Below are 8,175 nucleotides of genomic sequence, written 5' to 3'. Positions count from 1 at the left end.
TATCCGTTATGTTTACAATGATTCCACCGGTTTGGCTTTCGAACCCCTCATGGTAGTTCCGCTGGATGCCAATAAAAACAACAGAGCCGACCCGAAAGAACTTATTTTTGGGAGCCTTCCCCAATTATTGTATTCTATTGATAAAGGTTACTTAGATCCTGGTTTGATAAGAAATTTATATCTGCTGGTTAATACAGGCAATCTGAAAAAATCGGCATATGATTTTCTGCACTGGGTACTTGACTCAGGACAATTTTTTGTTGAAGAAGCAGGATATATCTCTTTACACGAGGATGAACTGGACAATCAAATGATTTTACTTGACAGTATTTCCAGTTTTGTTGTTTCAGATAAGAATAAAATTAAACCCTTAAAGCCATGAAATCCATTATCCAAAAAAGTCAGACTTTCTTTATTTTTTTGATCCCCGCAATTTTGATTATTAATTCCTGTGGACCGGGGAAGAAGCAGGAAGGTTCTACGGGTGGTAAGCTGAAAGGGACAATCAGCATTTCCGGGGCCTTTGCCTTATACCCGATAACCGTAGTTTGGGCGGAGGAATTCCAGAAGCAATATCCGGGGGTCAGGATTGATATTTCTGCAGGTGGTGCAGGTAAGGGAATGACCGATGTTCTATCGGGCATGGTTGATCTCGCAATGTTTTCGAGGGAAGTCAGCGCTGAAGAAGTCAACAATGGAGCATGGAAAATTGCAGTTACCAAAGATGCTGTTTTACCTACCATTAATGCGGGAAATCCTTTTATGGAGAATATTCAGAAAAAAGGGATGAAAAAAGAGGAATTTCAGGAATTGTTCCTGAAAGAAAACACTTTGACATGGGGAAGCTTCTTTGAGGGAGGTAAGGATAGCAAGATAAATGTTTATAATCGTTCCGATGCATGTGGAGCCGCGGAGATGTGGGGTAAATATCTTGGAGGGAACCAGGAAAGCCTGGAGGGAGTCGGAGTATATGGAGATCCGGGGATGGCTGATGCTGTGAAGAATGATGTTTATGGGATTGGCTTCAACAATGTGGTTTATGTGTATGATATGAATACCCGGATGAAGAATGAAGGGCTTGAGGTCATGCCCATAGATCTCAATGCTGACGGGACAATTGACACTACTGAGTCTTTTTATAGTGACCTGGATCATATTATGGCTGCCATTGGAGAAGGAAGGTATCCATCTCCGCCTGCAAGAGAGCTGTATTTCATTTCAAAAGGAAAACCTGCCGATGCAACTGTACTTTCCTTCCTGGAATGGATACTAACAGAAGGACAGGCATTTGTAAATCAGGCAGGTTATGTGAGGCTTCCCGATACAAGGATAGAAGAGGAACTGAAAAAAATTAAACCCGAGGAAAAATAATGATCCCTTGGTTGAAACGGCATTCCCGGAGCAGGATTCATGGTATCTGGATGATCCTGACACTGGTTTTTGTGATTCTGATGCCATTTTTCCTTGGTGTTGGTTTATACCTGAAATCCTCAATGTTGTTGGGACAGGAATCTCTTTGGGATCTGTTGTTTTCCAGTGAGTGGAAACCGCTTTCCGGAAAATTCGGTTTTTTATCTTTTATAATCAGTTCTACCTGGGTCACGCTCCTGGCATTGTTGATAGCAGGGCCCATATGTCTGCTTACGGCTATCCATCTAACACAGTATGCGCGCTCTTATGTGCTACGTCTTATGCATCCCGTGATTGACATTCTTGCAGGAATACCATCAGTCATTTATGGTGTTTGGGGCATACTGGTTATTGTTCCTTTCATTTCCAGGTACCTGGCTCCCGTTTTTGGAGTGGAAGTATCAGGATATAGTATTCTTGCCGGTGCCGTGGTACTCGCTGTGATGATCATTCCATTTATCCTGAATATCCTGATAGAAGTGTTTAACACTATTCCTGACGAATTGTCGGAGGCTTCTTTATCGTTGGGGGCCAGCAAATGGCAGACTGTGAAAAGAGTGCTTGTTAAAAAAGCTTTTCCCGGGATAGTATCCGCTTTCGGGCTTGGATTGTCGAGAGCATTTGGCGAGACCATTGCTGTTCTGATGGTTGTGGGAAACGTAGCCAAAATCCCGGAAGGTGTTTTTCAGCCGGGGTATCCTTTACCTGCGTTGATTGCTAATAATTACGGAGAAATGTTATCTATACCGATGTACGATTCTGCCTTGATGCTGGCTGCTTTTGTACTTTTTGCCGTTGTTCTGTTTTTTAATTTGATATCAAGGTTGACCATCATTCGTTTGGAAAAGCATCAATAAAGAATTATGAATAAATTCAGGCATATAGAAGAAAAATTCGCGAGGGTGATGATGTTCCTTTCGACCCTGATAATCGTTTTGACATTATGCCTCATAATTTTCAGTATTTTATACAGGGGCTTACCCTCCCTGAACTGGGCAATGCTAAGCCAGGTTCCCAAGGGAGGTTTTTATTTCGGTAAGGAAGGAGGAATACTGAATGCCATTATCGGATCGGTCTATCTTGCAGTGGGTTCAACCTTTCTGGCTTTGATCATAGGTTTGCCGGTAGCGTTGTTTATGAATACCTATCTGATCAAACAGGTGAAATTGGTTAATACGATCCGTTTTTTCCTGGATTTGCTCTGGGGCGTTCCTTCAATTGTATATGGCGCCTTTGGCTTTTCGATCATGATATATCTGGGAATGAGAACTTCTCTGATTGCCGGAATTATTACGGTCACACTCTTCATTATTCCTATAATGGTCAGAGCGTTGGATGAAGTTTTGAAGAATGTCCCACAGGGACTTATGGAAGCTTCTCTATCTCTTGGATCAACAAGATCCGAACTTGCCTATAAGGTTTATCTCAAGCAATGCATACCCGGATTTATAACTGCCATATTGCTCTCTTTTGGCAGAGCCATCGGTGACGCTGCCTCCGTTTTGTTCACCACAGGATATACCGACCATATTCCTACTTCATTGGGGCAACCAGCAGCAACCCTTCCCCTTGCCATTTTTTTCCAGTTATCGTCACCCATAGTGGAAGTTCAAAACAGGGCTTATGCTTCCGCTCTGGTACTGACGGTTATAATTTTAATAATCAGTATAGTATCAAGAATACTGACCCGGCACTACAAGAAAAATCAAATTAAATTCTGACATGAGCGATGAGTTGAAAATAAAAATTGACAATCTGAATCTTCATATAGGGAAACAGCATATTTTGAAAAACATCCGGGCTGGTATACCGGCAAACAAAATAACGGTAATACTGGGACCATCGGGATGCGGAAAAACCACGCTTATGAAGTCCATGAACCGGCTCACCGATCTTTATCCCGATGTTAGGGTAACAGGAAGTATATGGATTGATGATACTGATATTTTGCATACTTCCATGGACATAACCCGGCTCCGTCAAAAGATGGGCCTGTTGTCACAAAGGCCATATCCTTTGCCCATGAATATTTTCAACAATGTAAGCTACGGATTGCGTATTAGCGGTAGACGGAACCGTGCCATGCTTCGTGGAAGGGTAGAGCATTATCTTCAGGAAGTGGGGTTGTGGGATGAAGTTAAGGATCGTCTGAAGGATCCGGCATCCAGGCTTTCTATCGGGCAGCAGCAACGTCTTTGTCTTGCACGCGGACTGGCAGTGGACCCGGAAATTATTCTTGCCGATGAACCGACATCAGCTTTGGACCCAATATCCAGCCAGACCATCGAATCAAAGTTCGTGGAACTGAAACAGAAATACACAATAGTACTGGTTACCCATATTTTGCGACAGGCCAAAAGACTGGCCGATCATGTTATTTTCATGTATTTGGGGGAGATTATTGAACAGGGTCCTGCTGCACAGATTTTTGAAGATCCCAAAGAAGAAAGAACCAAATCATACCTGAAAGGGATGTTTTATTAGGTGAAACCGTTTGTTGATCAATCCGGTTCATTCAACGATCAAATAAATGCTGGAAATCTTTATGATTGTTTTATTTTTAATCCTTAATACAGATTAAATATGTTTTATTTTTGCAGGTAACCTATTATCCCAATCAAATCATGATAAGATCTATCTTTTTACTCCTGGTCGTAACCGGGATGCTCCTGGGTGGGAGTACCCAGGCGCAATATGCTGATGAAAACCTCTGCCGCAGCATTGCCGGAAAATTCCTGGAAAGGCTTAACTCAGAAGGCAGTCTGACTTTTGAAACGGATATTGTTTCTGAAGGATTAATTCTGGCAAGGATCTATACTATTGAAGGTGGTGGATTTATGATAGTAAGCGCCGACCGTTCACTGCGGCCAGTTTATGCCTATTCATTTACAGGATGGTTTGATATGAAAGAGGAAGGATGGGAAATTCAAATTCCCCTGATAACCATTGACTTGCAAAACAGGCTCCAGGCTTCCGAAAAAGTAAGAAATATCAACCGCAATGAATGGACAAGACTTTTAAATAATATCCCACAAGAAAACCTTACCCGGGAGCAATGGCCTCCTGCCGGCACGACTCCCACAGGAGGCTGGCTGGAAGAAAACTGGTCTCAGGGTTCGCCATACAAAAATATGTGCCCCATGGATCTGAATACCGGAAACCGGAGTATAGCCGGTTGTCCGGCGGTTGCCATGGCACAGATACTGAACTATCACAAAAGGATCAACCAAACCCGTTTTGATGATGCTGACGATTATTACCATTCTTTTGGTTCCAATAATCAATACTGGATCGATGATGATTTTGCCTCACGGGATTTCCCGCCCTTTCCAATGCTTAATGAACATCTTGATAGCCTGGAGGCCAATTACGAAGGAGGCAGGCCAATCAACAACGATCAGAAAGCCGCACTGAATTTTGCCTGTGGCATTGCAGCACATCAGGTTTATAGTTCCTCTATTTCAGGCACATATGGTATCGAACAAGCTATGGATGCCTATATGCGTTTTACCTTCGACAGTGCCAGATTGGTATATCCGGATGACAGTACCTTAAACCGTCAGTTGGCAGATAATATAAAAGAGGCCATGCCGGCTCACCTCGGACTACTCAGCGAGCAATCCGGTGGCCACAACCTTGTTGTCGATGGTTATAATACCGATGAATATTACCATTTCAATTTCGGATGGGGAGGTTCCAACAATGGGTGGTATACCATGCCGCCCACCAATATTGCCTATAACCTTACCATCATTGAGGGTGTCATCCTCGATATTAACATTGAAAATATGCATGTTGGGATCAATGATTTATCATCAGATTGGAATGACAATTTCCGGGTTTATCCCAATCCTGCCAGTGATTTTATCTTTGTTGAATCAATTCAGGAAGGGATGAAACTCAAATCAATAAGATTATTTGGGTCATCTGGGAGCCTGATATTTTCACAAACAGGTTCCGAAATCAAAAATGCCCGTATTGATTTAAGAACATGCACTCCTGGAATATATTTCCTGCAATGTATAACCGGAAAAGGAAATATAGAAAGTAAAAAACTGATTATCCTGGAATAATCAGTTGATCAGTTTTCTTTCCTGCATTTGGCTGACCATATCTTCAATGGTTTTATCCAGTGTTATATAGGTAAGACCGAGTTGCTTCCTGCTTTTTTCGGTGTTCAGTTTTATGGGATATCCAACATTTCTTTTAATAAAGCGCGCTTTGAATCCCATGATCCAGCCAAAAAGGTATTGTGTCCACTTTGGGATATTACCGTGAGGCATTTTGTATTGCGAACCATATCTTTTTTCGATCAGACCTGCAAATTCAAGCAAAGTGATAGTCCTTTCGGCCAGGATATGTCTGCCTTTCGCTTTGTCGTTTTCCAGGGCGAGAATATGAGCGTGGGCAACATCACGTACATCAACAAAGCCAAAAGAAATATCCGGAACTCCCATGCGGTATTTGCCCTTCATCAGGTCTTTCATCAGGTTCAGACTTTCCGAATTTGATTCCCATGTCAGTGCCGGGCCCATAACAAAGGAAGGATTAATAACCACAAGTTTCCAGGATGACTGGTTATCAAAGATTTTCCAGGCTTCTTTTTCGGCCAGGACTTTCGAATAAGAGTAAGGCTGATGTTTTTCGGAGCTGGAATAGTTGAACTGTTCTTCTGTGAATTCATCCAATCCTTGTTCCTGCATGTCGATAGCATCTCCATGAACTGCAGCAACGCTGGAAGTCAGAACAACTTTTTTTACCGTACCCGATTTGCCGGCAGCTTCCAGGACATTACGGGTACCTTTCAGAGCCGGATCTATCAAATCTTTACGTGCATCTTTGAATCTCAGCGTAAAAGGAGATGCCATGTGAATGATGGCATCACAACCCCTGGCTGCCTGGTCAAAGGATCCCTCTTTCAACAAATCGGCTTCAAACATTTCCAATTTCCCGGAGCTGTTCCCGGCTATTTCTTCCAGGAATTGATATTTTGATTTCTTTGAAATATCTCTAACCGGAACCTTGACTATATACCCTTTTTCCAGCAAATCCTTTACAACCCAGGAACCCAGGTATCCTGTTCCACCGGTGACCATTACTATTTTCTTCATATTCCCGTCAGTATTAAAGACATGTTTTATGTGAGTATTAACAGAGAATCCGAGAAAATGTTTTAATGGCAAATAATCTTTACTGAAGGCCGAAAAAAGCTCCTATCCACGCCTGACTGTCCTGACAAGCATAGCGCTGATAAGCAACAATGCTACAAACAGCACGATCATAATGATAATGATAGCTATAGTAATCACAAGAACGGATATAAATGTAATTACTGCCAGAAATGACTGAATAATGATACGTAACAGTCCGTGGATGAGGTTCCCACATGTAAGACTTTCGATAAACATTATCAGGAAGGCAACTGCATTGACTAGTAGCAGGAGCCATACAGCCCATGCTGAAAATCCATAGCCATATGGCCATATCGTAAAGTTTTCTCCCAGGTAATATTCAATATTATCCTGCCATATTATCATAAGGATTGCCATGACAAAAGCTGTTAGAGCTGCAGTCAGGGGGAAGAAAGCTACATTTCCTTCATAGTCATTACGCGTTATTGTGTTCAGCAAACTATCTATTCCTTTGAACATGAAACTTCCTGTGAGCCCCAGGATCAGCATCACTACCATTATCAGCCAGAACTGCCACTTTCCCCAACTCATGTATTTATCAAGTTTCTTCTCAAAAGCCGATCTGGTTTCCTCCTCCAGGCTGGTGTGATTGAGGTATTTTAGTTGCACATAGCCTGTTTTGTCATTAATTTTGATTTTCAACCATTCGTCATATTTTCCCCCTTTTGTTGGAACTCTTTCATCAAAGTAAAGTGTGTCAGATGTATTCAGCGTCCCGATAGAAGCAGCGTCAGTTGTGGGTTGTGATCGTACAATAAGGTTGTCTTGTTTCACGAGATAGAAGTAGGTTTTTTCGTCATCCTTATCCTCGAAATTGTCAATAAAGGGCTTCATTTTTTGCAGGCTATCAATTTCAGTATCTGTAAGGATGCGATCATAGATACGTACTTCATCAATAAGGGCCTCAAAATCGTCATTGCCTCTTGGGCTTGCACCGATTAAAGTTTTTGGGGAACCCATATCCATTTTTGTCTTTCCGCTGGTTTTGACTCCGTCCACGTAAATAGATCCGGTCCGGGTGTCTTCATTATATGTCGCTACCAGGAACACCCATTGTTTGGATACTTTTGGGACTTTCCCGATAAAACCTCCCTTACCATCGGATACAGCCCATATCCATTTATTATTGCTTTTGGCAGTATATATTTTCCTGTCTCCGCCTCGGTCGTCGTTGGATATTACTATTATTTCATCCCTATAAGAGAGTGGATATACCCATGCACATAAGGTGACCTGTGGCAAGGCGCCGATATTCATGTCAACAGGAATCTCTATGTAGTCATTATCGTCATTCCAACGATAACTCCCTCTTTTTGTCCCATCCACGTCTCTTTCCCGATTAACATTATGCAGGATCCCATCGTTGTTATTGCCACTTAAATCAGTGGCTTTGTCTTCAAATGAATAGTACACTAACAGTCCTTTTTCCAGGTCCAGGTTCTTTTGTGAATAAGCGGATTTCAAATTCACATTAAAAACCAGAATGATAAGAATTGCTAATGTTTTAAGTACTTCTAATTTCATGTCTGATTGGATTTAATGGATTAAAATTTCGGTTAGCAAAAACAAATGT

8 protein-coding genes are annotated in these 8,175 nt (G+C 42.0%); 6 read left to right on the top strand and 2 right to left on the bottom strand.

The window, feature by feature from the left end; translation table 11 throughout:
- From KKA81_06170 to KKA81_06145, 6 genes are all read left to right on the top strand, one after another.
- Window positions 1-382, top strand: a 382-nt coding sequence (locus KKA81_06170; GenBank protein MBU2650500.1) for a hypothetical protein, incomplete at its 5' end; no start/stop codon positions are given.
- Between the two features lie 5 nt (window positions 383-387).
- On the top strand, window positions 388-1,371 hold the full coding sequence (locus tag KKA81_06165; protein MBU2650499.1) for an extracellular solute-binding protein: 984 nt from the start codon (window positions 388-390) through the stop codon (window positions 1,369-1,371).
- A 50-nt stretch (window positions 1,372-1,421) separates the two neighbouring features.
- Entirely contained in the window at window positions 1,422-2,267 is an 846-nt protein-coding gene (gene pstC, locus KKA81_06160) for a phosphate ABC transporter permease subunit PstC (GenBank protein MBU2650498.1), read from the top strand.
- Window positions 2,268-2,273: 6 nt separating this feature from the next.
- Entirely contained in the window at window positions 2,274-3,131 is an 858-nt protein-coding gene (gene pstA, locus KKA81_06155; protein ID MBU2650497.1) for a phosphate ABC transporter permease PstA, read from the top strand.
- A gap of 1 nt (window position 3,132) precedes the next feature.
- On the top strand, window positions 3,133-3,894 hold the full coding sequence (locus KKA81_06150; protein MBU2650496.1) for a phosphate ABC transporter ATP-binding protein: 762 nt from the start codon (window positions 3,133-3,135) through the stop codon (window positions 3,892-3,894).
- A 140-nt stretch (window positions 3,895-4,034) separates the two neighbouring features.
- The gene (locus tag KKA81_06145; GenBank protein MBU2650495.1) at window positions 4,035-5,483 is read left to right on the top strand and encodes a thiol protease/hemagglutinin PrtT; all 1,449 of its coding nucleotides are present in this window, start codon (window positions 4,035-4,037) and stop codon (window positions 5,481-5,483) included.
- Here the strand turns inward: KKA81_06145 and KKA81_06140 are convergent, their stop codons facing one another.
- Window positions 5,484-6,521 (bottom strand): aldehyde reductase, encoded by a 1,038-nt coding sequence (locus KKA81_06140; GenBank protein ID MBU2650494.1) that lies wholly within the window; start codon window positions 6,519-6,521, stop codon window positions 5,484-5,486.
- Between the two features lie 102 nt (window positions 6,522-6,623).
- Window positions 6,624-8,126, bottom strand: coding sequence for an SH3 domain-containing protein (locus KKA81_06135; GenBank protein ID MBU2650493.1), 1,503 nt, complete (start codon window positions 8,124-8,126; stop codon window positions 6,624-6,626).
- Window positions 8,127-8,175: the final 49 nt, after the last annotated feature.

The sequence above is a fragment of the Bacteroidota bacterium genome (assembly GCA_018831055.1).
Lineage (GTDB): Bacteria > Bacteroidota > Bacteroidia > Bacteroidales > B18-G4 > M55B132.
The sequence above is the reverse complement of the archived record's forward strand: the minus strand, read 5'-3'. Positions and strand labels throughout refer to the sequence as shown.